Annotated in this window: 25 protein-coding genes; 10 read left to right on the top strand and 15 right to left on the bottom strand. The window is 30.9% G+C overall.

Going from position 1 to position 24,607, the window contains the following annotated elements:
- Positions 1–259: 259 nt before the first annotated feature.
- Positions 260–1,537: a YCF48-related protein gene (locus SJY17_RS08235; protein WP_397362086.1), complete on the top strand. Its 1,278-nt coding sequence runs from the start codon at positions 260–262 to the stop codon at positions 1,535–1,537.
- 5 nt (positions 1,538–1,542) lie between these two features.
- Here the strand turns inward: SJY17_RS08235 and SJY17_RS08230 are convergent, their stop codons facing one another.
- Positions 1,543–2,172, bottom strand: coding sequence for a 7-carboxy-7-deazaguanine synthase QueE (locus SJY17_RS08230; RefSeq protein ID WP_397362085.1), 630 nt, complete (start codon positions 2,170–2,172; stop codon positions 1,543–1,545).
- A gap of 106 nt (positions 2,173–2,278) precedes the next feature.
- Between SJY17_RS08230 and SJY17_RS08225 the strand changes: the two genes are divergently transcribed.
- Genes SJY17_RS08225 through rluF form a run of 5 tightly spaced genes read left to right on the top strand, consistent with a single transcriptional unit; the run spans position 2,279 to position 6,445 of the window.
- Positions 2,279–3,808, top strand: a complete 1,530-nt coding sequence (locus SJY17_RS08225) for a helicase HerA-like domain-containing protein (protein ID WP_397362084.1) — start codon at positions 2,279–2,281, stop codon at positions 3,806–3,808.
- Positions 3,809–3,854: 46 nt separating this feature from the next.
- Complete coding sequence (locus SJY17_RS08220) at positions 3,855–4,406, top strand: hypothetical protein (RefSeq protein ID WP_397362083.1); 552 nt, start codon at positions 3,855–3,857, stop codon at positions 4,404–4,406.
- Between the two features lie 54 nt (positions 4,407–4,460).
- On the top strand, positions 4,461–4,832 hold the full coding sequence (locus SJY17_RS08215) for a cupin domain-containing protein (protein WP_397362082.1): 372 nt from the start codon (positions 4,461–4,463) through the stop codon (positions 4,830–4,832).
- A 1-nt stretch (position 4,833) separates the two neighbouring features.
- Positions 4,834–5,673 (top strand): alpha/beta fold hydrolase, encoded by an 840-nt coding sequence (locus tag SJY17_RS08210; RefSeq protein WP_397362081.1) that lies wholly within the window; start codon positions 4,834–4,836, stop codon positions 5,671–5,673.
- Between the two features lie 4 nt (positions 5,674–5,677).
- Positions 5,678–6,445, top strand: a complete 768-nt coding sequence (gene rluF / locus SJY17_RS08205) for a 23S rRNA pseudouridine(2604) synthase RluF (RefSeq protein WP_397362080.1) — start codon at positions 5,678–5,680, stop codon at positions 6,443–6,445.
- A gap of 36 nt (positions 6,446–6,481) precedes the next feature.
- Here rluF and SJY17_RS08200 read toward each other — a convergent pair whose 3' ends face one another.
- The 4 genes from SJY17_RS08200 to SJY17_RS08185 all read right to left on the bottom strand — a co-directional run bounded on the left by SJY17_RS08200 (position 6,482) and on the right by SJY17_RS08185 (position 11,346).
- Complete coding sequence (locus tag SJY17_RS08200; RefSeq protein WP_397362079.1) at positions 6,482–7,174, bottom strand: TIGR02206 family membrane protein; 693 nt, start codon at positions 7,172–7,174, stop codon at positions 6,482–6,484.
- 51 nt (positions 7,175–7,225) lie between these two features.
- Positions 7,226–8,107: a bifunctional 5,10-methylenetetrahydrofolate dehydrogenase/5,10-methenyltetrahydrofolate cyclohydrolase gene (locus SJY17_RS08195; RefSeq protein WP_397362078.1), complete on the bottom strand. Its 882-nt coding sequence runs from the start codon at positions 8,105–8,107 to the stop codon at positions 7,226–7,228.
- Positions 8,108–8,155: 48 nt separating this feature from the next.
- A complete protein-coding gene (gene ffh, locus SJY17_RS08190) occupies positions 8,156–9,484 on the bottom strand; it encodes a signal recognition particle protein (RefSeq protein ID WP_397362077.1) in 1,329 nt (442 codons plus the stop codon).
- A 155-nt stretch (positions 9,485–9,639) separates the two neighbouring features.
- Complete coding sequence (locus SJY17_RS08185; RefSeq protein WP_397362076.1) at positions 9,640–11,346, bottom strand: LamG domain-containing protein; 1,707 nt, start codon at positions 11,344–11,346, stop codon at positions 9,640–9,642.
- Between the two features lie 152 nt (positions 11,347–11,498).
- On the opposite strand from SJY17_RS08185, the gene SJY17_RS08180 reads away from it, so the two are divergent.
- From SJY17_RS08180 to SJY17_RS08165, 4 genes are all read left to right on the top strand, one after another.
- Entirely contained in the window at positions 11,499–12,014 is a 516-nt protein-coding gene (locus tag SJY17_RS08180) for an RNA polymerase sigma factor (RefSeq protein WP_397362075.1), read from the top strand.
- A 77-nt stretch (positions 12,015–12,091) separates the two neighbouring features.
- Positions 12,092–12,991, top strand: coding sequence for a FecR family protein (locus tag SJY17_RS08175; RefSeq protein ID WP_397362074.1), 900 nt, complete (start codon positions 12,092–12,094; stop codon positions 12,989–12,991).
- A complete protein-coding gene (locus SJY17_RS08170) occupies positions 12,984–15,260 on the top strand; it encodes a TonB-dependent receptor plug domain-containing protein (protein WP_397362073.1) in 2,277 nt (758 codons plus the stop codon). Before SJY17_RS08175 ends, SJY17_RS08170 begins: the two co-directional genes overlap by 8 nt.
- A 266-nt stretch (positions 15,261–15,526) precedes the next feature.
- Positions 15,527–15,982 (top strand): hypothetical protein, encoded by a 456-nt coding sequence (locus SJY17_RS08165; protein ID WP_397362072.1) that lies wholly within the window; start codon positions 15,527–15,529, stop codon positions 15,980–15,982.
- 227 nt (positions 15,983–16,209) lie between these two features.
- Here the strand turns inward: SJY17_RS08165 and SJY17_RS08160 are convergent, their stop codons facing one another.
- The 10 genes from SJY17_RS08160 to ykgO form a co-directional block, all read right to left on the bottom strand.
- Entirely contained in the window at positions 16,210–17,124 is a 915-nt protein-coding gene (locus tag SJY17_RS08160) for a dimethylarginine dimethylaminohydrolase family protein (RefSeq protein ID WP_397362071.1), read from the bottom strand.
- A gap of 69 nt (positions 17,125–17,193) precedes the next feature.
- Entirely contained in the window at positions 17,194–18,480 is a 1,287-nt protein-coding gene (locus SJY17_RS08155; RefSeq protein ID WP_397362070.1) for a citrate synthase, read from the bottom strand.
- A gap of 184 nt (positions 18,481–18,664) precedes the next feature.
- Positions 18,665–19,960: a phosphopyruvate hydratase gene (gene eno / locus SJY17_RS08150; RefSeq protein WP_397362069.1), complete on the bottom strand. Its 1,296-nt coding sequence runs from the start codon at positions 19,958–19,960 to the stop codon at positions 18,665–18,667.
- 152 nt (positions 19,961–20,112) lie between these two features.
- Positions 20,113–21,216 carry a glutamine-hydrolyzing carbamoyl-phosphate synthase small subunit gene (gene carA, locus SJY17_RS08145; RefSeq protein WP_397362068.1) on the bottom strand — a complete coding sequence of 368 codons (1,104 nt, stop codon included), beginning with the start codon at positions 21,214–21,216 and terminating at the stop codon, positions 20,113–20,115.
- A gap of 90 nt (positions 21,217–21,306) precedes the next feature.
- Positions 21,307–21,771 carry a 50S ribosomal protein L17 gene (gene rplQ, locus SJY17_RS08140; RefSeq protein ID WP_397362067.1) on the bottom strand — a complete coding sequence of 155 codons (465 nt, stop codon included), beginning with the start codon at positions 21,769–21,771 and terminating at the stop codon, positions 21,307–21,309.
- 59 nt (positions 21,772–21,830) lie between these two features.
- Complete coding sequence (locus tag SJY17_RS08135) at positions 21,831–22,823, bottom strand: DNA-directed RNA polymerase subunit alpha (RefSeq protein ID WP_397362066.1); 993 nt, start codon at positions 22,821–22,823, stop codon at positions 21,831–21,833.
- Positions 22,824–22,918: 95 nt separating this feature from the next.
- A complete protein-coding gene (gene rpsD / locus SJY17_RS08130) occupies positions 22,919–23,524 on the bottom strand; it encodes a 30S ribosomal protein S4 (protein ID WP_397362065.1) in 606 nt (201 codons plus the stop codon).
- A 186-nt stretch (positions 23,525–23,710) separates the two neighbouring features.
- Entirely contained in the window at positions 23,711–24,103 is a 393-nt protein-coding gene (gene rpsK / locus SJY17_RS08125) for a 30S ribosomal protein S11 (RefSeq protein ID WP_090841244.1), read from the bottom strand.
- Positions 24,104–24,111: 8 nt separating this feature from the next.
- Positions 24,112–24,486 carry a 30S ribosomal protein S13 gene (gene rpsM / locus SJY17_RS08120; protein ID WP_397362064.1) on the bottom strand — a complete coding sequence of 125 codons (375 nt, stop codon included), beginning with the start codon at positions 24,484–24,486 and terminating at the stop codon, positions 24,112–24,114.
- Between the two features lie 2 nt (positions 24,487–24,488).
- A complete protein-coding gene (gene ykgO, locus SJY17_RS08115) occupies positions 24,489–24,605 on the bottom strand; it encodes a type B 50S ribosomal protein L36 (protein WP_010519235.1) in 117 nt (38 codons plus the stop codon).
- Between the last annotated feature and the right edge of the window lie 2 nt (positions 24,606–24,607).

The following is a 24,607-nucleotide window of genomic DNA, read 5'->3' as shown; positions in this document are numbered from 1 at the left end:
ATTCTTTTGTTCTTATTGATGATGCAAATATTAGACTTAAGTTTCATTATTAAAACAACAAACACAAAAAAGCTTACATATTAAAACAAATAATAGCAAATTATATTAAAAATGAAATTTAAAACTAAGAAATACTTAATATGAGTAAAAAAAATCAATTCAAAAGTTTAATCTTTTTAAGAGTTATGTATATATAATAGCTCCTAAATTATGTTTAAAAAAAGAAATACTAGCTTTGTAAGTAGAAAATCTAATCATCATGAAATTTATTAAATTAATCTTTCTTTTACTTAGTTTAAATATTACTGCTCAATCAACATGGCAAGCTGTACCAAACCTATCTTCCAACCCAAATAATCAACGTTTTGATGACGTGTTTTTTTTAGATGCTAATATTGGTTGGGCTGCTAATGGTTTTTATGCTGCTGTTTACAAAACTACTGATGGTGGACTTACTTGGACAGAACAATTAAACCAAACCGATTTAGGAAGCAGTCATTATTTTAGAAATATCGAATTTTTAAATGAAAACATTGGGTTTTTAGGGACTTTAAACGGAGTAGTTTACAAAACTACTGATGGTGGTGTTACATGGACTGCCATTACAAACATAAACCCAAACCCTGCAGCTATTTGCGGATTAGATACTGTTGGAACAAGTACTGTTTATGGTTGTGGTGCGTATTTTAATCCTGCAGTAGTTATTAAATCAACAGATAGCGGAATGACTTGGCAATCCATAGACATGTCTGCTTATGCTGATGCTTTAGTGGAGATTTATTTTTTAACAGAGTCTATTGGTTTTGTTGCAGGACGAAATGCAACTGGTGGAACGTTATTAAAAACAGTAGATGGTGGCACTACTTGGACAGAAATTTACAATTCGAATGTTGTTGGAGAATATGTGTGGAAAATCCAGATATTAGATAGTAATACTGGTGTTATTTTTGGAGCTGTAGAGTCTGTAACACCAACTTTAGGAAAATTTATAAAATCAACAGATGGTGGAAGCACTTGGTTTAGCGCAAATGCACCTGAAACATATATCCAAGCTGTAGGTTTTGTATCAGAAACTCATGGTTGGATTGGAGGACACTCCACAGGTTTTTATGAAACTACAGATGGAGGGTTAACTTGGACTGATTTAAATATTGGAAATAATTTAAATCGAATTTTTGTTGTGTCTCCAACCGTTGCCTACGCTTCTGGAACAGGAGTATATAAATATACAGATCAAACACTAAGTATTGAAGATATTGCAGAACCACAAAAATCGCCTTTAGACATAACACTATTAAAGAATCCTGTTAAGGACTATTTAAAATTTACTATTAATTTTAAAAGTGATGACAACCTACTAATCGAATTATATGATAGTACAGGTCGTTTTATAAAACAATTGTCTAGAGAACAAATTAAAGCTTCAGCAAATCTAAAACACTATACTTTTGATGTTAAAAATTTAGCATCTGGAGTGTACTTTTTAGATTTTCATAACAATAGTGGAAGACAATCTATTAAGTTTATTAAATCTTAAGAAGTCTAGGGAATATTTAAATACTTATGTGTTTGTAATGACACTTTCCATTTAGGGTTTGCCATAACATAATCTACTATAAGCGGAATCATAGTATCACGTTTACTCCATTCTGGCTGCAAATATAAAATGCAATTATTATTTACTTTTTCTGCTTGTTCTTCTGCAAATTTAAAATCGTCTTTATTATAAATAATACATTTTAACTCATTTGCTTTATCATAAACACCTTGTGTAGGTAATTTCATTTTTTTAGGAGATAAGCAAATCCAGTCCCATTCTCCAGTTAATTCATACGCTCCAGAAGTTTCAATATGTATTTTACAACCTTCAGACTTTAGCTGTTTAGTCAATTCTGTCATGTCCCAAGTTAATGGCTCTCCACCTGTAACAACTACAGTATCACTATACTTTTTAGCATTAGTTACAATAGTTTCAGTTTTAGTTGGAGGATGCAAATCTGCTATCCAACTTTCCTTAACATCACACCAATGACAACCAACATCACAACCACCAATTCTTATAAAATAGGCAGCAGTACCTTTATGATAACCCTCTCCTTGGATGGTATAAAACTCTTCCATTAAAGGCAACATTAGTCCTTTATTAACTAAATCTTGTATCTCTTGTTTCATGATTTGCAAAGATAATCTTATCTATTGAAAGTTTTAAACATTTAAAGTCAAAAGTTATTTAACCATTTAAGCTAAGATTAGTATTTTTACAACAAATTTTTTTAAAATGAGTAGACAAGACGACTTCTTCAAACACATTACAGAAGGTAATACATGCAAAGGTGATTATATTACACTAGGTTCTGCCATGCTAGATGGTAAAACTATTAAAGATGCTTATGTAAATGTACCATTAAAAACTATGAATAGACATGGTTTAATTGCTGGCGCAACTGGTACTGGAAAAACCAAAACACTTCAAGTTTTAGCAGAAAACTTAAGCGATAAAGGTATTCCGGTTTTACTTATGGATATTAAAGGAGATTTAAGTGGTATTGCACAACCAAGTCCTGGTCACCCAAAAATTGACGAGCGTCATGCTAAAATAGGTTTAGACTTTGAAGCTAAAGGATTTCCTGTAGAAATCATGAGTCTTTCTGAGCAAGATGGTGTAAGATTACGTGCTACTATTAGCGAGTTTGGACCTGTCTTACTTTCAAGAATATTGGATTTAACAGATACTCAATCTGGAGTTGTTGCTGTCATTTTTAAATATTGCGATGATAATAAATTACCGCTTTTAGATTTAAAAGATTTTAAAAAGATTTTACAATACTGTACAAAAGAAGGTAAAGCAGAATTTGAAGACGCTTATGGACGCATATCTACAGCTTCAACTGGAGCAATCTTAAGAAAAGTTATAGAAATAGAACAACAAGGAGGAGATTTGTTTTTTGGCGAAAAAAGTTTTGAAGTTGAAGACTTACTTCGCACCACAAGAGACAGTCGTGGTTATATAAATATTATTCGTCTAACTGATATACAAGATAAGCCTAAATTATTCTCGACATTTATGCTAAGCTTGTTAGCAGAAATTTATGAAACTCTACCAGAACAAGGCGACTCTGGAAAACCAGAATTAATCATGTTTATTGACGAAGCTCATTTAATTTTTAACGAAGCCTCAAAAGCATTACTTAATCAAATAGAAAGTATTGTTAAACTAATACGTAGTAAAGGTGTTGGTTTATATTTTGTAACACAAAATCCAACAGATGTACCTGAAGGTGTTTTAAGTCAGTTAGGTTTAAAAATACAACATGCATTACGTGCTTTTACAGCAAAAGACAGAAAAGCAATTAAACTAACAGCACAAAACTATCCAGACACAGACTATTATGATACTGCAGAAGTATTAACATCTTTAGGTACAGGAGAAGCTTTGGTCTCTGCTTTAGATGAAAAAGGACGTCCAACACCATTAGCTGCAACAATGATGCGTGCACCTATGAGCAGAATGGATGTGTTAAATGCAAACGAATTGCAAGCTTTATTAGACGACTCTAAACTAGTTTTAAAATACAACGAAACAATTGATAGAGAAAGTGCTTATGAAATGCTAAATAAAAAAATAGAAAAAGCAGAAGCTTTACAAATTAAAGAAGACGCTAAAGCAGAAAAAGCAGAAGCAGCAAAAAAAGCTAAATCAACCTCAACTAGAAGAAAAAGTACTGCACAAAACCCAATAATTAAAGTATTAACAAGCGCGACTTTTATAAGAAGCGTGTTTGGTATTTTAAAGCGTGTAATGAAATAATTTAGTTAAAACTTAAAAAAGAAATAAAAAAATTAAATAATTTTTGATGAAAAAAACCCTATTAGCATTAAGCATCATAGCAATAACTTTTACATCTTGTAAAACAGAAATGGATCCATTTTTAATACAAAATAAAAACATTGGATTATTAACAGATTCGACTCAAGTTAAAGATTTAAAAACAATCTTTGCAAAAGATTCCATAATTAGTCCAATTGCTGGAGATGAATTTACAGGAACCTTAAACACTATTGATATTTATGAAAAAGGAGGGAAACACTTACTAAGTTTTACTCCAAAACAAGCATTAGATTCTACTGCAACTATATCTAGTATAAGGATTAAAGATCCAAGATTTAAAACCGAAAAAGGAATAAATTATAATAGTACCTTTGGAGAGATTAAGTCAAAATACACCATTACTAAAATTCAAAATTCGTTTAAAAGTGCATCTATTTTTGTAAAAGAAAGTGATGTGTTTTTCTTAATTGATAAAAAAGAATTACCTGGAGAGTTTAGATTTGATATGACAAAAAACATTGAAGAAGCTAATATACCAGATACCGCAAAAATTAAAGAATTGATGTTGGGTTGGTAATCTATTTTACAAGTCTTACTCAAACTAAAAAGATAAATTAAAATTCGTGGATTAGTGGCTACAAACAAAAATTACAAAATACAAAACAGTCCTTTTGTTGTACCAACAACAGATGGCAAAGTTATAGAAGAGCATTTTGGTCAAGCCACAGATGGAAATTCCAACATAAGTATTGCACATATGATTGCTCCTCCTGGTTGGAGCGAGCCTTTTCAAACACCCAAATTTGATGAATACACCTATATTATAAAAGGCAAAAAGCAATTTATAATTGACGATGAAATAATTATACTAAAAGCTGGACAATCTATTAAGATTAATAAAAACACCAGAGTACAATACTCCAACCCATTTACTATCGCATGCGAATATATTGCAATATGTACTCCTGCTTTTTCTATGGATTTAGTTAACAGAGAAGACTAAAATGAAAAAAACAATTGCTAAAGCAATACCCAAAATAATAGGAAGCACTCTAAATATCGTTAGTTTTATTGCTCCAAAATACGCAAGCTCTAAAGCTTTAGACCTTTTTGCTACACCAAGAAAAGGACGTAATAATGAAAAAGAAGATAAGTTTTTAAACACTGCAAGTCAACAGATTTTAAATTACGAAGACGCATCAATACAAACCTATACTTGGAAAGGATCTAAAGAAACTATTTTACTTGCTCATGGCTGGGAAAGCAATGCCTTTAGATGGAAAAATCTAATTAAGACCTTACAAAAACTAGATTATAATATTGTAGCGTTAGATGGTCCTGCACATGGTAAATCTAGCGGAACGCAATTTAATGCCATCTTATATTCGGAGTTTATAAACGTAGTTGCCAGTCATTATAAAGCTAATACTATTATAGGGCATTCTGTTGGTGGTATGGCTTCTGTTTTTTTTCAACATAAACACCAAAACCAATCATTAGAAAAAATGATTTTACTAGGTGCTCCATCAGAATTTACAAAGGTTTTTAAAAACTATGTTAATATGATGAGTTATAATAATCGTATAGAAAACGGTTTAAATCAATTAGTTGTAGATAGATTTAACAATCCACCTTCATTTTATTCTGCAGCAAAGTTTTCAAAAAAAATAAATTTAGAAGGACTAATCATACATGACAAACAAGATCAAATCATAAGTTATGACGAAGCTGAGTTAATAAATGCTAACTTTAAAAACTCAAAACTAATTACAACAGAAGGTTTTGGTCATGGTTTAAGAGACAACAGTGTTAATCAAGCCATTATAGACTTTATAAACAACTAATATTTTGGAAGAAAAATTAACTAGATTAAACAAGTTTTTAAGCGAAGCTGGATATTGCTCTCGTCGTGAAGGTGATAAGCTAATTGATGCTGGACGTGTCACTATTAACGGTATTGTACCAGAAATGGGAACAAAAGTTAGTCCATCAGATGTCGTTGCTGTAGATGGTAAAATCATTGAAACTAATAAAGAAAAACCTGTTTATCTAGCATTTAACAAACCTGTTGGAATTGTTTGTACTACAGACACTAATGTAGAAAAGGACAATATAATTGACTTTATTAAATACCCAAAACGCATCTTTCCAATTGGTAGATTGGATAAATTAAGTGATGGTTTAATTTTTATGACAGATGATGGTGACATCGTAAATAAAATTTTACGCGCTAGTAATAATCACGAAAAAGAATACCTAGTAACAGTAGACAAAGCCATTTCTCAAACCTTCATAAACAGAATGGCAAGCGGTATTTATCTTGAAGATTTAGATAAAACCACAAAAAAATGTTCTGTTAAAAAAATAGATTCGCATACCTTCAGGATTACTTTAACTCAAGGTCTTAATAGACAAATTAGACGTATGTGCGAGTATTTAACATACGAGGTAACGTCTCTAAGACGTGTTAGAATAATGAATATTAAGTTGGATGTTCCTGTTGGAGAGCATCGTAATTTTACTGAAGCAGAGTTAAAAACACTACACTTACTACTTGAGGATTCAACAAAAAACTACGAAGAAGACAAAGCACGTAATAGAAGAAGAAGAAATTAATAAAAAAGATTTACCTGTTTTTTTAAAATAGATGATTTACTTCTTATTTCTGGTAAGAAAAAAGGGCATATAAATTAATAGAAAAACTGGGATTAATAATAACTGTACAGTTATTATATAATTTGGCCACTCTCCTAAATAATCCAATACTGATCCAGATTCTGGTTTTTTATTTAAATAAGAATAATTAGCATCTAACAACTTATTAATTAGCATTAGTATAATTAAATAAACTTGCAATGCTAAAAAAGATTTTATTACGCTTCTTAAGTTAGGTTTCATTTTTAAAATTACAATTGCATAAGCTATTATAATAATTAAACCTAGATGCACAATCCAATATCTAAAATAATCAAAAGAAGGAAAACCAACTTCTATATCTGGAGTTATCACTCCTTGGGAGGTACCTACAATTATCCAAAACAATAAAACTTCAAACAGTAAAAATTTTCTGGTTGATGTAAATATAAAAATAAATAATGCCATAAAACTACACAAGTACAATGGTAAATCTGATTGTAAACTGTAACCTCCTTGAACTATTTGACACAAATGAAATATGGTTATAAAGCACGATACAAAAACACCTAAAACTTGAAATACTTTTATTTTTACAGATTCAGACTTTCTTTTTACAAATTGAAATATAGCCATGCACAAAGCTATCGCCAAAATAATTGGCAAAAGATGCTCCAAACTTCCAAATTGTACACGAGAAAATAGTTGCATAAAAAAGCCTGAAATTAATAATTTCAGGCTGCTAAATTAAGTATTTAATTTTTAAGACATTCTGTGACGCTCTCTAGCTAATAACGTGTTTTTTAAAAGCATTGCAATTGTCATTGGTCCTACTCCACCAGGAACTGGTGTAATATGACTAGCTTTTTTACTTACATTTTCAAAATCTACATCACCAGTAATTCTATAACCTCTTTCTTTAGTATCGTCTGGCACACGTGTAATTCCTACATCAATAATAACAACATCGTCTTTAACCATCTCTGCTTTTAAAAAATTTGGCACTCCTAAAGCTGAAATAATAATATCTGCTTGACTAGTTATTTGTGTGATGTTTTTTGTGTGACTATGTGTTAATGTTACTGTAGAGTTTCCAGGAAAACCTTTACGACCCATCAAAATACTCATAGGACGACCAACAATATGAGAACGACCAATTACTACTGTATGTTTACCTTTAGTGTCTACATTATAACGATCTAATAATTCTAAAATCCCAAAAGGAGTTGCTGGAATAAATGTTGACATATCTAAAGCCATTTTACCAAAATTCATTGGATGAAACCCATCTACATCCTTATCTGGATGTACAGCCATTAAGACTTTTTGGGTATCAATTTGTGGTGGTAATGGCAGCTGGATAATAAAACCATCAATATCATCATTATTATTTAACTCATCTATTTTATCCAATAATTCAACTTCTGATGTTGTATTAGATAATCTTACCATTGTAGATTCAAATCCTACACGCTCACAAGCTCTAACTTTACTACCAACATAAGTCAAACTTGCTCCATCATTTCCAACAATTACTGCTGCTAAATGTGGTACCTTTTCACCATTAGCTTTCATTTTATCAACTTCAGCTTTGATTTCGTTTTTAATATCGTTACTTACTTTTTTACCGTCTAGTATTGTCATCGTTGGATAATTTGTAATTATATTTTATAATAAATAAAAAAACATGAGTTACCTCATGTTTTTCATTGCTTGCATCATTGCTTTACCTTTTCCTCCTTGCATCATTTTCATCATTTTAGCCATTTGATCAAATTGTTTTAGCAATTGATTAACTTCTTGTACAGAAGTACCAGAACCTTTACCAATTCTTTTTTTACGACTTGCATCAATAACTGAAGGGTTTGTTCTTTCTTTAGGTGTCATAGAGTGTATGATAGCTTCTATTCCTTTAAAAGCATCATCGTCTATATCTACATTTTTCATCATTTTTCCAGCTCCAGGAATCATTCCAACAAGGTCTTTCATATTACCCATTTTTTTGATTTGCTGAATTTGCTTTAAGAAATCGTCAAAACCAAATTGGTTTTTAGCAATTTTCTTTTGAAGTTTTCTTGCTTCTACTTCATCAAATTGTTCTTGAGCTCTTTCTACTAAAGACACAACATCTCCCATTCCAAGGATACGATCTGCCATACGTGAAGGATAAAAGACATCAATTGCTTCCATTTTTTCTCCTGTACCAATAAACTTAATAGGTTTATTAACTACAGATTTAATAGAAATTGCTGCTCCACCACGTGTATCACCATCTAATTTTGTTAATATAACACCATCAAAATTAAGTACATCGTTAAATGCTTTTGCAGTATTTACAGCATCTTGACCTGTCATAGAATCTACAACAAATAACGTCTCTTGTGGCTGGATGGCTTTATGAATATTAGATATTTCTGTCATCATAGCTTCATCAACCGCTAAACGACCTGCTGTATCAATAATTACTACATTATGTCCATTTTGCTTTGCATGTGCAATACCTGCTTGTGCAATTGCAACAGGATCATTATTTCCTTTATCACTATATACGTCTACTTTAAGCTGATCTCCAACAACATGTAATTGATCTATTGCAGCTGGACGATATACATCACATGCTACTAATAAAGGTTTTTTAGTTTTCTTGTTTTTTAAATAATTGGCTAATTTACCAGAAAAAGTTGTTTTACCAGAACCTTGTAAACCAGACATTAAAATAATAGTTGGTGATCCTGACATATTAAGTCCAGCTGCATCTCCACCCATTAATTCTGTTAATTCGTCTTTAACGATTTTAACCATTAATTGTCCTGGTTGCAACGTTGTTAATACGTTTTGACCTAGTGCTTTTTCTTTTACTCTATTAGTAAAATCTTTAGCTATTTTAAAGTTAACATCGGCATCTAAAAGTGCTCTACGTACTTCTTTTAAGGTTTCGGCAACGTTTACTTCTGTAATGCTTCCGTGTCCTTTTAGTACGTGTAACGCTTTATCTAACTTTTCGCTTAAATTATTAAACATAATTTTTTCTGTTTTTTAGGAAGCACAAAAATAGGAATTTGAAGCGTATTTACGAAGTTTAGACTGCAAATAATTCCATAAAAAAAGGTTGCTAAAATTAGCAACCTTTTAATCATTCATGATTAATAATTAACTTAACTAAAACTATATTTTAATTACAAACAATCATAACATTCTGCATCCAATGTATATAATATGTTTATTTCATTTGGGTTTAAGGTTCTTTTATAAACTCTCAAATCGTCTAAATGACCTACAAATCCTTCTCCTATGATATACGAATTTGCAGCTTGAGAACCAATACTAAAACTAGAGTTAGCGATAGTATTTCTTTGTACTCCATCTCTATAAAATTTTATTGTATTATTAGAGTCTACTGTTACAGCTAAATGGTGCCAATCTGTGTTTTCCCATACAACATCAACCTCTCCATTCCAGTCATTATCCCAAACCGATGTTCCTAGATTGTCAAAAAACAATGGTGTATTTAAATCGTACACTCCTAATTGAAAACCTTGAGTTGCGTTACCTGGAGACCTAAAAAAGATTTCTAAATCTCCTGCATCTGTGTTTTGCATTTTAAACCAAACACTAATAGTAAAACTATCTCCTTGAACAAGTTGATTTGATGCATTTACAGGGATTTCAAACGTATCATTTCCTGTAAAAGCCAAAGCACAAGTTTGATTTCCAGCTCTATCTTCTACAAAACTATTTGTAGTATTTGCTGGTTCATATTGGCTAATTAAATCTTTAACTTGATTTGCAAATGGCATATATATAATCAAATCATTAATTAATGTTTCTGGATTATTACATCCACAATCTTGTTGTATTTGCATTGAAGATTGAGCACTCATATTGTATAAATTAAACTCGTCATGATTATCGCAGTTTTCGATAATCCAAACTCCATTTAAATCTTGCCAATTGGTATCAAAATCTACAATAAAACTTCCATCATTATTTACACTTATAGCCCAAGTACCATCATGAACAACATTTCCATTTTGGTTATAAACTACAAAACCATAGTTAGGATCAAAATCCAAATAATAATCGTTAAATACATCAGTATTATTATAAGTTGTAATTTCCCAAAGACATTCTTTTAAAGCCAATTCAATCGACTCTTCAGTACACTCATCGTCATCATTATAATCGTAATCATCATCTTCATCACAATCATCCTCTGCTTCCATAATAGCAACTTCTAATTCTTGGTTACTATTAACCTCCAACGTATTTCCATTGGCCAAAATTAGTGCTACAGGAAAGTTTAAGCTAGCTAAAACAGGTCCATTTAATGTGTCTAAAAAATTATAAAGTGCTTCGTCATTATCTACTGTAATAGTTTCAATTACCTGAAAATCTGTATTGTAAATAGAAAAACTTATTGGGTATTGAAAATCTACACACTCAATATCATCATCTGCCTCATTTTCTCCATTACAGTTTTCTATTTGGGCTTCTAGTTCTTCTTGATTATTAATGATAATTTGAATATAATCGTTTAATATTACTGTAATTGGAAATGTTATTTCTACTTCGTCATTATCATTTGTAAACGCGTCCAAAAGTGCTTCTAACGCTTCAAAATCTGTATAACTCTGAATGGTAATTGTAACACCATTTGCAGTTACAGTAACAGGCAATACAACTTCAAGGCAATTAGCGTAATCAATAATATTATCATTTGACCCATCGTTTGTAGCTGTTCTACTCATTAAGTTAGCAACTGTGGAGCTACCATCAATTATTTCCTCTTGTTCTGGATTTATAATCTCTGATGCCTCATCTTGACAAGAAAAAAACGCAGCCAATATAATTAGAGGCAAAAAAAGCATCTTCTTAAAATTCATAATAAGTATAGAATTTAGATTTTTTTTTAAATAAATTTTTTCTTTTTCAAAGCAATAATTTTTGCTTTCAGTAATAAAACATTTCTTTTTAAAAAATCCCTACCCTTAAAATCAAAAAAAATATTTCTATTTTGCACATCATTATAAAAACTATGTCGCAACCACTACATAATAATATTTGTGAAAAATCACGCTTTGAAGCATTTTTTAAAAAACATGCTAAAAGTCTTCATGATTTTTTATACTATAAGTTTGGTGACCGATTAAATCCTGAAGACAAAGCACAAGAAGCTTTTATTAAATTATGGGAAAACTGCAAAAAAGTAAGTCCAGATAAAGCAAAAAGCTATGTGTTTACCATTGCAAATAATTTAATGTTAAATGAATTTGCACATCAAAAAGTGGTACTTAAACATCAAAAATTAAAACGTACTAATCAGACAAATGAGTCTCCAGAATTTTTAATGGAAGAAAATGAATACCGACAAAAATTAGAATTAGCCATTTCTAATTTAACAGAAGCACAACGCGTTGCTTTTTTAATGAATCGTACTGAAGGAAAACGTTTTAAAGAGATTGCCGAAATTTTAGGAATCAGTACAAAAGCGGTTGAAAAACGCATTTATGGCGCTTTAAAAAAATTGAGACAAGAGATTGATGGATTATAAAATTAAAACTATAAATAGTTTTATTAAACTAGGTAGGAATTTTAATTAGCAATCTGTTATATAGTTGAATAACGAATATGGAAAGAGAAACATTAATATTAAAATGGTTAGATAATAACTTATCTCCTGAAGAGCTTGAAGCATTTAAAGCTTTAGAGGATTATGAGTCTTTAATCAAGCTATCTAATTATAGTAAAGGGTTTAAAGCGCCAGAGTTTAATACTGATGATGCTTTACAAACCGTTACATCTAAAATCGAACACTCTAAAACTGCAAAAAACAGTTGGTATAAACCTTTACTAAAAGTTGCTGCAATTTTGGCTATTTGTTTTGGCTCTTACTATTACACAACTACTTTAGATACTACTATTGCTACACAATATACAGAAAAAACTCAAGTACAATTACCAGACAACTCTACAGTAAATCTAAACGCATTATCAAAAATTACTTATAATAAAAAGGATTGGAACGATACCAAACGTAGTATTAACCTTGATGGTGAAGCGTATTTTAAAGTTACAAAAGGAAGTACATTTAGTGTTAATACAGATGCTGGAATAGTAACCGTAATTGGTACAGAGTTTAATATTAAACAACGTCCTAATTATTTTGAAGTCACTTGTTTTGAAGGGACTGTACGTGTAGATTTTGGTAAAGAAAAAACTATGCTAAATGCAGGAGATTCTTTTTTAATTATTAATGATAAAAAAGCAGATCGATTTGCAACTACAAAAGCACAACCCGATTGGTTAAATAGCGTAAGTAGTTTTATTAGTGTACCTTTAAGCGAAGTATTAGCAGAGTTTGAAAGACAATACAATGTCAAGATTGATGTTAATACTATAAATACAAGTACATTGTTTACAGGTAAGTTTACACATAACAATATAACTATTGCGCTTAAGTCTATAACAGAACCTTTACAATTACAATACAAAAAAGCTAACAAAACTATTATTTTAACGCGTGAGTAAATCGTTAAAAACTACACTATTTTTAATTGTATTACTAATAAGTTGTTTTTCAACCTATGCCCAAAATAAAAAACTTCCCTTACTAGATGCTTTATCTGTTATTGAACACCAATTTAAAGTCAGTTTTTCTTATGCAGATAGTGCTATAAAAGGTGTATTTGTCACTTTTAATACTAAAGATAGTTTAGATACTACACTATCTAATATTGAAGCCCAAACCACATTAAAATTTAACAAGTTAGACAGCCATTTTATTACAGTATCTAGTGCTGTTAATAATTTTTCTTTTCAGAAATTAGACGAAGTAATTGTCTCTAATTATCTAACTACAGGAATAAACAAAAACAAATCCGGAAACATTACTATACAGCCAAAACACTTTGGGATACTTCCTGGATTGATTGAACCAGATGTGCTTCAAACCATACAAGCATTACCTGGAGTTTTAAGTGTTGACGAAACCGTTTCTAATATTAATATTAGAGGAGGAACACATGACCAAAACCTAATTTTGTATGATGGAATAAAAATGTTTCAATCTGGTCATTTTTTTGGTTTAATATCTGCTTTTAACCCTTACTTAACTAAAAATGTAACCGTAATTAAAAACGGAACTAGTGCAAAATATGGTGATGGTGTATCTAGTGTAATTGACATGCAATTATCAGACAATACAGATGATGCTTTTAATGCAGGAATAGGTATAAACATGATTACTGCAGATGGTTTTGTTGTTATCCCTTTAGCAAAAAAAACACAACTACAATTAGCCACAAGACGATCTATAACAGATGTATTAAATACACCAACATATAATCAATATTATAAACGTGTGTTTCAAGACTCTGAAGTATCCAATAGTCAAACTTCGGTTTCAGACAATCAAACGTTTCGCTTTAGTGATATTTCATTAAAATTACTTCATGATCTTGGTAAAAAAGACAAACTACGTTTTACATTACTTAATGTTTTTAACCAATTAGATTTTGAAGAATATACAGAAAACAGCATAACACCACAAAACACTACCAATCAATTAAAACAACAAAATCGCGCCTCAGCATTACACTATACACGCTATTGGAATAACAAATTAAACACGACAGTTCAAGCCTATTATTCTAATTATGATTTAAAATCCTCTGACTATGACATTGTAAATAATCAACGATTAATACAAGAAAACAAAGTCATTAATAATGGAGTTAAAATTGATGCTAATTATAATTTAAACGCTATAACAATACTTGGTGGTTTTCAGTTTGATGAAGTTGGAATTAGCAATTTAGAAGAAGTAAATTCTCCTTTTTTTAAACGAGATATTAAACGTGTCTTACGCACTTATAGTGCTTATACAGAAGGTATTTATAATTCAAAAAACAAAAACACTGTAATAAAATTAGGTTTACGCAACAACTACTTCAGAAAATTTAATATGCATATTACAGAACCTAGACTGTATTTAAGTCAGCGGTTTTTTAAACATTTTAGCGCAGAACTTTCTGGCGAATTTAAAAGCCAAAGCACATCACAGCTTATAGATTTACAAAACGATTTTTTAGGCATAGAAAAACACAGATGGGTTTTAGCTAATGATAATACTATACCAATCATTAAAAGTAAACAAGCTAGTTTTGGGCTAACTTACAATAAAAACAAGCTATTTGTAAGTGCAGAAGGTTACATAAAAAAAGTAACAGGTATATCCACTAGAAGTCAAGGTTTCCAGAACCAATACCAATTTATAAATGCTATAGGTAATTATAATATTAAAGGGATTGATATATTGGTTAACAAACAAATGGATGCATTTAGCACATGGTTAAGTTATAGTTATAGCACTAATAACTATGCTTTTGACACATTAAATAATGGGATAGATTTTCCGAATAATTTTGATGTACAACATCAAATAAATTACGGAAGCACATACCAATGGAAACAATTAAAGCTAGCCTTAGGTGTTAACTGGCACTCTGGAAAACCTTTTACAAAACCCGATAACGATAATCCTATAAATGGAAACAGTATAAATTACAAAGCACCAAACAGTAGTCGATTAGCAGACTATTTAAGAACAGACTTATCTGCAACCTACCAATTTAAGTTAGGCGAAAACAAAGCGGTAATTGGAGCTTCTGTTTGGAATATTTTAGATCAAAAAAACATAATAAATACTTACTACACTTTAAACAACAATCAAGTCTCCAAAATTGAAAACGTATCCTTAGGTATTACTCCAAACGTTAGTTTTAGGGTTAGATTTTAGACTTGACATTCTCAAAATTTTTAGCTAACTTCGTTTAACTACGAATATAATTCATTAAAACGGAATCATATTCGCTATACGTTGTAAAACATATGAGAAAAACAATACTTACATTAATAATCGGAATTTTAACTTACTCTTGTTCTTCCACAAAAGTTGAAAGTAATAGGACTAAATATTTTAATGAAAATAATATAGAAGTAAGCAAATCCGAATTTGAAAAATCTCGCTCGAACAGAAGTCTAGTCGCTGTCCAAAATGATTCTTTGAGAACAAAAACTCTAACAAATAGAGAAATTCGTGGAAAAATCACAAATAAAGAATTATTCGATAGTAAACTGAATAAAATATTAGACACAAATATTGATAATACAAAACCGATTGTTATTATTTATTATATTGATAAAGACCCTTATAATTCAGGAGGTGGATTTGTAGATAGACAATGGATGAAAAAATGGAAAAAAGACCTTGAAAATGGATTAAATCAAATAGGAGAAATTAAACCAATTTATCTCTATAAAAATTATAACGGATTAAAAAAACACAAGGGAATTATTCCTTGGCAGAAAGATGCTGGAAATCAAGTATCTGAATTATTTTTTAAACATAAATATCCTTGGTTAAGTTTTGTAGTAATTTCAAAGAATGGAGAGTATATTAGTCGATTTGGGGAATTTACTTTAGATTATGTTTGGGAAGCTACTAAACTAATGAATTAATAAATACGTTTTACAACACAGTATATAATTTATTGCTAATTCTAGCCTACTTACGAAAATCCTCGCGGATTTTCTATTCAGTTTTTATTTACTAATTTAGTTACTTAACCACGCAACAAACCATATACATAAACGTTAAACGAATTTTCAGATAAACATAAAAAAACACCTGTTTCAATTTGAAAATAGGTGTTATAATTATATAATTTTCCTGCTTTAACAGGAGTTTAATCTCGTATTAAAGGCATTGTGCTACAACGCAACAAACCTTCTTGTTTTGCAATTTCGGCATAAGGTACTTCTTCAACAGTAAAACCATGTGCTCTTAACCACGAATTTAAACGTGTAAAGTTTTTTTCAGAAATAATAACGTTTTCAGAGATACTAAATACATTACTATTCATATTATACATTTCGTCTTTACTAATTTCAAAAATATTGTCTTTTCCAAAGTAATCAACCAACCATTCATATTCACGCTCTACTAAAAATCCATTTTTATGCAAAATGGCTTTATCTGCTCCTATAGGTTGGAAACAACAATCTAAATGTAAAGCGTTTTCTTTAGGATCTGTATTACTTTTTCTAAGCTCAAAAGCTTTTACTATTTTATTAGGAAAATGCTCTTGTATCGCTATTACAGCATCTGTATTTGTACGTGCTGTAATATAATCTGGGTAATCTTCTCCAGAGTAAGTTCCTATAAAAATATAATCGTTATAAGGCATCACATCTCCTCCTTCTACATGACACTCTTCTGGTAATATAATAATATCGTCGGGATTAATTTGATCTAAAACATGCTGTATAGCTTCGTATTCGCGCTCGCGATCAGGAAGTATATTTGCTTTCACTAATTTATTATCTATTACAAAAGCAATGTCTCTAGAAAAAATTTGGTTATAATCCTTAATTGATTTTGGTCTAAAAACCTGTACTTCATACTTTTCAAAAACAGCTGCTACAGCTTCCATCTCCTTTACCATATCTGCTACAATAGGATAAGTTCCAGCTTTTATATGTTGCACAGATTTTGGGTCGTAAGCATCTTCTACTTTTGGTGTTGGACCATTGCTATCTGCTGTACCAAGTACAACAGCACGCAATCTAGAAGTTTCGTTTTTTACATTTAGTTTTAACATGAAGTAAAGATATAAAAAAGCTTCATAATGTTTTATGAAGCTTTTATTATAATATTATTTAAAAAAAATTTATCTTTTGCTAATGTCTTTAAAATCTCTATGGTTTTCACCAATATAAATTTGTCTTGGACGACCAATTGGCTCTTTACGGTTACGCATTTCTTTCCATTGTGCAATCCAACCTGGTAAACGACCTAATGCAAACATTACTGTAAACATCTCTACAGGAATACCCATACCTCTATAAATAATACCTGAATAGAAATCTACATTTGGATATAATTTACGCTTTACAAAATACTCATCACTAAGTGCTTCTTCAGATAATCCTTTAGCTATATCTAATACTGGATCTTCAATACCTAAATCTGCTAAAACCTCGTCTGCAGCAACTTTAATAATTTTTGCTCGTGGATCAAAGTTTTTATAAACTCTGTGACCAAATCCCATTAAACGGAAAGGGTCTTGCTTATCCTTTGCTTTTGCCATGAATTTTTTAGTGTCTCCACCATCTTCTTTAATAGCTTCCAACATTTCTAAAACTGCTTGGTTTGCTCCACCATGAAGTGGTCCCCAAAGTGCTGAAATACCAGAAGATATAGATGCAAATAATCCTGTATGTGCAGAACCTACAATTCTTACTGTTGAAGTAGAACAGTTTTGCTCATGATCTGCATGCAAGATTAGTAGCTTATCTAAAGCGTTTACTAAAATATCATTTTGTTTATACTCTTCATTTGGCTTTTCAAACATCATTTTTAAGATGTTTTCTACATATCCTAAAGAATTGTCTCCATAGTTTAAAGGCATTCCTTTTTTCTTACGCATTGTCCAAGCTACTAAAACAGGAAATTTTCCCATTATTTTACAAACAGTTTTGTAAACATCTTCTTCAGACTCTACATCTACAGAAGAAGGATTAAAAGCTGTTAATGCACTTGTTAAAGAAGAAATTACACCCATTGGATGTGCAGACTTTGGAAAAGCGTCTAAAATTTTCTTTACATCATCATCTACTACAGACTCTTCCTTAATATCTTGTTCAAACTTACTTAATTGCTCTTTAGTTGGTAATTCTCCAAAAATTAATAAAAAAGCAACTTCAAGGAAATCTGCTTTTTCAGCTAACTCTTCAATAGAATATCCTCTATATCTTAAAATTCCTTTTTCTCCATCTAAAAAAGTAATAGCGCTCTCACAAGACCCTGTGTTTTTATAACCTGGATCAATAGTTGTTACTCCACCAGTAACTGCTCTAAGACTTTTTATATCGATTCCTACTTCATTTTCTGTACCTACAATTAATGGGAATTCATGTTTTTCGCCATTAATTTCTAGAGTTGCTGTATTTGACATATATGTATTTTGAATTATTTACTTTAATAAGGGTTGTAAAAGTACAAAAAGTATAACGATTTTTAAAGTGAATTTAGATGGTTTTTGCTATTTTGATATAGCTGAAATTTATGGTTTAAGATTGTATAAAAAAAGTCTTTCAGAATTAACTGAAAGACTTTAATATCTAATTTAAAAAACTAATTTATTTTTTAATCTTAAAAGCGTTTTCTTTTGGGTAATAAGCCACTTGACCTAACTCCTCTTCTATACGTAATAATTGATTGTATTTAGCCATACGATCACTACGTGATGCAGATCCTGTTTTAATCTGTCCACAGTTTAATGCTACTGCTAAATCTGCAATAGTATTATCTTCCGTCTCTCCAGATCTATGAGACATTACTGATGTATAACCTGCATTATGAGCCATATTAACTGCAGCAATAGTTTCGGTTAATGTACCAATTTGGTTAACTTTTATTAAAATTGAGTTAGCTGTATCTTCTTTTATACCTCTTGACAATCTTTCTACATTTGTTACAAATAAATCGTCACCAACTAATTGCACTTTATCTCCAATCTGCTCTGTTAAATATTTCCAACCTTCCCAATCGTTTTCATCCATACCATCTTCAATAGAAATTATTGGATAGTTACGAGACAATTCTGCTAAATAATCTGCTTGTTCTTTACTTGTTCTTATTTTTCCTGTTGGACCTTCAAACTTAGTATAGTCATACTTTCCATCTACATAAAATTCTGCTGCAGCACAATCTAAAGCAATCATAACATCGTCTCCTAAAGTATAACCTGCATTATCTACAGCTTTTTTGATAGTATCCAATGCGTCTTCAGTACCTCCTTCTAGATTAGGTGCAAAACCACCTTCATCACCTACTGCTGTACTTAAATTTCTGTCGTGTAATACTTTTTTAAGGTTGTGAAAAATTTCGCTTCCCATTTGCATAGCATGAGTAAAGTTTTTAGCTTTTACTGGCATAACCATAAACTCTTGAAATGCAATTGGCGCATCACTATGTGATCCTCCATTAATAATATTCATCATTGGAACTGGTAATGTGTTAGCGCTTACACCTCCAACGTATCTGTATAATGGCATACCTAATTCTGCTGCTGCTGCTTTAGCTGCTGCTAAAGACACACCTAAAATAGCATTTGCGCCAAGTTTAGATTTGTTTGGTGTACCATCTATTTGACACATTAAAGTGTCGATATAATTTTGTTCAAAAACATTTACTCCTAAAAGCTCTTCTGCTAAAATAGAATTTACATTTTCTACTGCTTTTAAGACACCTTTTCCCATATACTTATCTCCTCCATCACGTAACTCTACTGCTTCATGTTCTCCAGTTGATGCTCCAGATGGTACTGCTGCTCTACCAACATAACCATTTTCGGTTTCTACATCTACTTCTACTGTTGGGTTACCTCTAGAATCAAAAATTTGTCTTGCGTGAACATTGATTATGATACTCATATTATATGGTTTTATAGTTTAATAAATTCAAATTTAATGTTTAATTTTTAGCTATATATAGCTTTTACAGAAGAAATACATATTATTCTATCTATAACGTTTTAGTATAATAAAAAAGACAATAAAATTAGAATTTTATTGTCTTTTCTGTATTAATTAGATTTTATATTATTTATGAATTGATCAAATAAATATGAAGAATCATGTGGTCCTGGACTTGCTTCTGGATGGTATTGCACAGAAAACACGTTTTTAGACTTCATCTTTAAACCAGCAACAGTATCATCGTTTAAGTGTAAATGTGTGATTTCTAAATCTGGATGTGCATCTGCTTCTTCTCTATTTACTGCAAAACCATGATTTTGAGAGGTTATTTCTCCTTTTCCAGTAATCAAGTTTTTTACTGGATGATTTATACCTCTATGTCCATTATGCATTTTGTAAGTAGAGATTCCGTTTGCTAATGCAATTACTTGATGTCCTAAGCAAATTCCAAATAATGGTAAATCTCTTTTAATGATTTCTTTTGCTAATGCTTGAGCTTCTATCAAAGGTTCTGGATCACCAGGTCCATTAGATAAAAAATATCCATCAGGATTCCAACTACTCAACTCTTCAAAAGTAGAATTGTAAGGAAACACTTTTACGTAAGCATTTCGTTTTACAAAATTTCTAATAATATTCTTTTTAATTCCAATATCTAAAGCTGCAATTTTTATTGGAGCGTTTTCATCTCCTACAAAATAAGGCTCTTTAGTGGATACTTTAGATGCTAACTCTAATCCATTCATTGAAGGAATATCTGCTAGTTGCTTTTTTAATTTATCAATAGCATCTACTTCTGTTGTTATTACAGCATTCATAGCTCCATTATCTCTTATATAACTTACAAGTGCACGAGTGTCCACATCTGAAATAGCAAACAGGTCATTTTTATTTAAAAAATCTTCTAAAGATCCATTAGAATCTACTCTTGAATAATCATAACTAAAATTTTTACAAATTAATCCAGCTATTTTTATTGAATCAGATTCTACCTCTTTATCATTAACTCCGTAATTACCAATATGTGCATTTGTTGTAACCATCAATTGCCCAAAATATGATGGGTCTGTAAAAATTTCTTGATAACCAGTCATTCCTGTATTAAAACAGACTTCTCCAAATGCTGATCCTTCTTTACCGACTGCCTTACCATGGAAGATTGTACCATCTTCTAATAGGATTAATGCTTTTTTTAATTTTTGATATTTCATAGTTCTTCAAAAAGTTTTTCAAAATTGCATAAAAAAAAGGATAATCTAAAATAGATTATCCTTTTTATATTAAATGCTTATTAACATTTTTTATTCTTCTTCGTTAGTTGCTACAGGTGGTGTAACAGCTTTAGCTGCTCCTCCTCTTCTACTTCTACGAGTCGTTTTCTTAGCTTTCTTATCTGCATTGTAGATTTCGTTGTAATCAACTAATTCTATCATTGCCATATCAGCGTTATCTCCTAAACGATTACCTAACTTGATAATTCTAGTGTAACCACCTGGACGATCTCCAATTTTAGCAGCTACGTCTCTAAATAATTCAGTTACAGCTTCTTTTTGACGTAATTTAGAAAATACTAAACGACGATTGTGTGTTGTATCTGATTTAGACTTTGTAATCATTGGCTCTACAAATTGTTTTAAAGCTTTTGCTTTTGCAACTGTAGTGTTGATACGTTTGTGCTCGATTAAAGAACAAGCCATGTTTGCTAACATTGCTTTTCTGTGTGCAGTTTGTCTACCTAAGTGATTTACTTTTTTTCCGTGTCTCATGACATTTGTTTTATCATCTTGCTACCAGACTCGACAAGCGAGGAGCAAAATATGATTAATTAATCTTTATCTAATTTGTATTTTGATAAGTCCATTCCGAAATTAAGACCTTTAACATTTACAAGCTCTTCAAGCTCTGTTAAAGATTTTTTACCAAAGTTACGGAACTTCATTAAATCGTTTTTATTGAAAGATACTAAGTCTCCTAAAGTATCTACTTCTGCAGCTTTTAAACAATTAAGTGCACGAACAGATAAGTCCATATCTACTAATTTTGTTTTAAGCAACTGACGCATGTGAAGAGACTCTTCATCATAAGTTTCAGTTTGTGCTATTTCATCAGCTTCTAAAGTGATACGCTCATCAGAGAATAACATGAAGTGGTGAATTAACGTTTTTGCAGCTTCTGTTAAAGCATCTTGAGGTGTAATAGAACCATCTGTTTGGATTTCGAAAACTAATTTTTCGTAATCTGTCTTTTGTTCTACACGGTAATTCTCAATGCTATACTTAACATTTTTTATTGGTGTATATATTGAATCTGTAAAGATTGTTCCAATTGGTGCTGTAGCTTTTTTATTTTCTTCAGCAGGAACATATCCTCTACCTTTTTCAATAGTAATTTCCATATTAATGTTTACTTTAGAATCAAGATTACAGATTACCTGATCTGTGTTTAATACTTGAAATCCTGAAATAAACTTTTGAAAATCTCCAGCAACTATTTTATCTTGACCAGATAAAGAGATTGAAATAGATTCATTATCTACATCTTCTATCTGACGCTTAAAACGTACTTGCTTTAAATTTAAAATTATTTCTGTAACATCTTCTACTACTCCTGCGATTGTAGAAAACTCGTGATCTACACCTTCTATTCTAACAGATGTTATTGCAAATCCTTCTAAAGAAGATAATAAAACTCTTCTTAAAGCATTTCCTACTGTTAGACCGTAACCTGGCTCTAGTGGTCTGAATTCGAATTTACCTTCGAAATCAGTAGAATCAATCATGATTACTTTGTCAGGCTTCTGAAAATTAAATACTGCCATTTGTTCTTCGTTTTAATTGTTATTTAGTTGCGCGATTTATAAGTTTGAAGAAATTCCAATAAATCCTTTGGCTAAATACCAATGTTAGTAATTTATTATTTAGAATATAATTCTACGATGAATTGCTCGTTAATGTTTTCTGGAATTTGGATTCTAGCAGGTACAGAAACGTAAGTTCCTTCCTTTTGTTCGCTATTCCATGTAATCCATTCAAAAACATTACTAGAGTTAGTTAAAGAATTGTTGATCGCTTCTAAAGACTTAGACTTTTCTCTTACTGCAACAACATCTCCTGCTTTTAATTGGTAAGAAGGTATGTTTACCAACTCTCCATTAACAGTAATGTGTCTGTGAGATACTAATTGTCTAGCTCCACTTCTTGAAGGAGAAACACCCATTCTATACACTACGTTGTCTAATCTAGACTCACATAATTGTAATAAAACTTCACCTGTAATTCCTGGTGCAGCTGTTGCTCTTTTAAACATGTTTCTGAATTGCTTTTCTAATACACCATAAGTGTACTTCGCTTTTTGCTTTTCCATTAATTGGATTGCATATTCAGATTTTTTTCCACGACGTCTTGCGTTTCCGTGTTGACCAGGTGGGTAATTTCTTTTTTCGAAAGATTTATCATCTCCGAATATAGCTTCGCCAAATTTACGAGCTATTTTAGTTTTAGGACCAGTATATCTTGCCATTTTAAATTGATTTTAGAGTGATTATGAATTAAGGTCTTAATCTTATCCTTCGATAATCGTTATTCTCTAGTTGATACTTGTTTTTATTTTTGGTTTGCAAATATATACAAAAAATTAACATCATCTGTAGAACAGATGATATTAATTTAATTGCTTTGCTTTATATAAAACGTTATAAAAACGTTATTATACTCTTCTTCTTTTTGGAGGACGACATCCATTATGTGGTAATGGAGTAACATCAATAATTTCAGTTACTTCAATTCCTGCATTGTGGATAGAACGGATAGCAGATTCTCTACCATTTCCAGGTCCTTTAACGTAAACCTTTACCTTTTTTAATCCAGCTTCTTTAGCTACTCCAGAAGCATCTTCTGCTGCTAATTGTGCTGCATAAGGTGTGTTTTTCTTAGATCCTCTAAATCCCATTTTACCAGCAGATGACCATGAAATGACATCTCCTTTTTTATTGGTAAGAGAAATAATGATGTTGTTAAAAGAAGCAGTGATGTGAGCTTCTCCAACAGCGTCAATAATAACTTTACGTTTTTTTGTGCTTTTAGCGTTTGTCTTTGCCATACTACTTATTATTTAGTTGCTTTTTTCTTGTTAGCAACTGTTTTTCTTCTACCTTTTCTAGTTCTAGAATTGTTTTTAGTACGTTGACCTCTTAAAGGTAAACCAACTCTGTGACGTATACCTCTGTAACATCCAATATCCATTAATCGCTTAATGTTTAATTGTGTTTCAGAACGTAATTCACCTTCAATAGTATAAGTTCCAACAGCGTCACGGATTGCTCCAATTTGATCATCTGTCCAATCTTGTACTTTGATGCTTTCGTCTACTTTAGCTGCTGCTAAAATTTCTTGTGCTCTACTTCTACCTACTCCGTAGATATAAGTTAAAGAGATTACTCCTCTTTTTTGCTTTGGTATGTCTACACCTGCGATTCTTGCCATAATTACCCTTGTCTTTGTTTGAATCTAGGATTCTTTTTGTTAATGACGTAAAGTCTACCTTTTCTGCGCACGATTTTACAATCTGCACTTCTCTTTTTAATTGATGCTCTTACTTTCATCG

Source organism: Olleya sp. R77988, from assembly GCF_044594215.1.
Classification (GTDB): Bacteria; Bacteroidota; Bacteroidia; order Flavobacteriales; family Flavobacteriaceae; genus Olleya.
This window is presented reverse-complemented; position numbering and strand designations above follow the sequence as displayed.